The organism is Streptomyces alkaliphilus (genome assembly GCF_014141535.1).
GTDB classification, from domain to species: domain Bacteria; phylum Actinomycetota; class Actinomycetes; order Streptomycetales; family Streptomycetaceae; genus Streptomyces; species Streptomyces alkaliphilus.
Genome location: NZ_VKHT01000639.1, coordinates 1 through 3,050 on the forward strand (window position 1 = coordinate 1; position 3,050 = coordinate 3,050).

Below are 3,050 nucleotides of genomic sequence, written 5' to 3' on the forward strand. Positions count from 1 at the left end.
GGTGATCACCGGGTGGTTCGGCCGGTGGGCGGGAACACCGGGTCGTGCCGGGGCCGTTCGATCCGTGGAAAGTTTTTGTGCGAACGTGATCACCGGTGTTGGTGTGGGCGGGAACGGTGGTGGACTGTGCGGACTCCCGGAGTCGAGGGAGCCGGTTCACCCGGGGTGAGAAATGTGACATGAATCACATGACGGGACTAATTGTTGACCCTGTGTACCTAGTGGGCAGCGCATTGTGATTCAGTGGGTTGTGTATCTGCACGTGCACGCGAACGCCGGGGGAGTGATGGCAACGGACACGGAGCCCTACGTTCATCTCGCCTGGCTGCGGGATCTGCACGCCGTCGTGGCCCGCCTCAACACCGCCCGCGGCATGGCCGAGACCCTCCAGGCCATAGCCGACGGCGCCATCGCCACCCTCGGGTTCGAGCTGGCCGCCGTCAACCTCGTGCGCCCCGACGGCGACCTCCTCGTCGCCGCCGTCGCGGGCAACCCCGGCGCCGAGGCCCTGATGGCCGGCCGCACCGGCTCCCGCGAGGCCTGGAACCGCCGCCTGAGCATGGGCGAGGACTGGGACGGCCTGCGCTTCATCCCCCACACCGAGGGCTGGGTCCTCGACCACGACGACGTCCCCCAGTGGCACACCACCGGTCCGGCACCCCGCTACCCCGACGAGTGGCACCCCATGGACCGGCTCTTCGCCCCCATGCGTTCCTTCGACGGCGAACTGATCGCCGTCCTCTCCCTGGACAAGCCCCGCGACGGCCGTCGCCCCGGCCGGTGGGGCCGCGAGGCCATCCGCTTCTACGCCGCGCAGGCCGCCGTCGCCATCGGCAACGCCCGGCTGCGCGCCAACATGCAGCGCGCCCTCGCCCGCCTGGAACGCGAACAGGAGGCGCTGCGCGCCAGCGAGGAGAGCTTCCGCCAGGCGTTCGAGTACGCCCCCAGCGGCATGGCCGTCGCCGAACTGGGCGGGGAGGCGCACGGCCGGCTCATCCGGGTCAACGACGCCCTGTGCCGCATGCTCGGCTTCTCCGCCTCCCTGCTGCGCCGTCACTCCTTCGCCGACCTCGTCCACCCCGACGACGTCGGCGTCCTGCTGCGGACCTCCGCCGAGGGCGGGCGCGCCGAACTGCGCCTGGCCCACCGCGACGGCCGACACCTGTGGGTCTCCCTGCGCAACTCGGTCGTCGCCGACACCACCGACGGCCCCCGCTTCCTGCTGCTCCACGTCGAGGACATCGAGGAGCGCAAGCGGCACGAGCAGGCCCTCGCACACCGCGCCAGTCATGACGCCCTCACCGGCCTGCCCAACAACGCCGAGTTGCGCCAGCGGCTGGGCAGCCGCATATGCGCCCGGCCGCGTGATCCCTTCGCCCACCGCTCCACCGACGCCTTCGAGGGGTTCGGCACCCCGGCGCCCCCGCCCTACGATCACCACGAGCACGTGCTGGAACCCGACGCCCCCGGAGCGGACGGCAAGGGACTGGCCGTGCTCTTCTGCGATCTCGACGGCTTCAAGTCCATCAACGACACCTTCGGCCACCACAGCGGCGACACCGTGCTGCGGGAGGTCGCCCGGCGGCTGCGCGAGTGCGTGCGCGACGACGACACCGTCGCGCGGCTGGGCGGCGACGAGTTCGTGGTGCTCGCCGACGGCCTGGGGCCGGCCGACGCCTCCGACCTGGCGGTGCGGCTGCGCGGCGCGGTCATCCCCCCGATCCACCTCGACGGCCGGTCCGTGCGGGTCGGCGCCAGTTTCGGCATCGGATGGGCCTCCTGCGGGCGTTCCATCGAGGAGATACTGCAATCGGCCGACCAGCGCATGTACATCGAGAAGCGGGCGCGTTCCCACGGCCGGCGCCGCGCCGGCTGAGCCGGCGGAGCGTCCGGAAGGGACCGGGGTTCTCACCCGAACGGGGTAGGCTCGGCCCCGGCATGACCGAGGGCGGGGAACGAGAAGGAGCGCGAGCCATGAGCGCGGGCCACCACGGAGCGGGGACCCCGGAGGGGGACGACCCGTTCGGCTACCTGTACCGCCCGGAGAACGGCGCCTCCGGTGCCGCTCCGGCGCCGCCCTCGGGGTACGACCGGGTGCGGCCCGTCGGCGAACGCGGCTACGGCGGCGGACGCGGCGGCTACGGATACCCGCCCCAGCAGAACGGCTACGCCGGCCACCAGGCGCCCGGGCAGCCCTCCCCCCACTACGCGGCGCCCGAGACCACCGGCTACGGCGCCCCGCCGCCCGGCCCGCCCGGCGGCGGCCACGGCCGGGGTGATTCCCGGCGCAACGGCCTGCTGATCGGCGCCATCGCCGTGGTCACCGCCGTCGTCCTGGGCGTCGGCGCGGCCATCGTCTTCAGCGGCGACGACAAGGACGCCGGCGACGACCTCGCGGGTGTCGGCACCCCCCAGTCCGTCGGTGCCGGCGACGAGGGGGACGAGGAGCCCGAACCGGAGCCCGAGCCGGAGGACGAGGACGAGGACGACGAGGAGGAAGAGGAGGAGCCGGTCGAGCTCCCCGAGGCCGACCTCGGCACCCTCCAGCTCTCCAACGGCGCGGGCCTGGCCGGGGACATCCCCAACGCCCGCTCCGGCGACGGCTCCTACATCGCCGGCCTCAACCGGGTGGGGGCCACCATCACCTGGACCTTCGACTTCCGCGGTGAGGCGGGCAGCTACGACCTGTGGGTCGGCTACTCGGTGCCCAACGGCGACCAGAAGATGAGCTTCGCGATCAACTCCACCTCGCAGATCCGCGACGACCTCCACCTGCGCGACTTCGTCAAGCAGGGCGCCTGGGAGAAGAACTGGACCCGGACGTACAACTACATCGACCTCAAAGAGGGCGAGAACACCATCTACATCGGTTGTGACAACGGCGACAGTTGCGACGCCGTGATCGACCGCATCCTCGTCACCGAACGGGGCCACAAGCCGGATTGGTGACGCGCCGCCGGTCCGGTTGACGGGACGACATGGGGGCCGGGCCCACCCGAGGGGGTGGGCCCGGCCCCGTCGTGCGGGTGGAGCCGGATGGCGTCTGAGGG

General features: G+C 72.2%; 2 protein-coding genes. Both read left to right on the top strand.

What is annotated here, in order from left to right:
• The first annotated feature begins 286 nt into the window (after nt 1-286).
• Nucleotides 287-1,876 (top strand): diguanylate cyclase CdgB, encoded by a 1,590-nt coding sequence (gene cdgB, locus FNQ90_RS17825; RefSeq protein WP_182607296.1) that lies wholly within the window; start codon nt 287-289, stop codon nt 1,874-1,876.
• A 98-nt stretch (nt 1,877-1,974) separates the two neighbouring features.
• Nucleotides 1,975-2,949 (top strand): carbohydrate-binding protein, encoded by a 975-nt coding sequence (locus tag FNQ90_RS17830; RefSeq protein ID WP_182607297.1) that lies wholly within the window; start codon nt 1,975-1,977, stop codon nt 2,947-2,949.
• Nucleotides 2,950-3,050 lie beyond the last annotated feature (101 nt).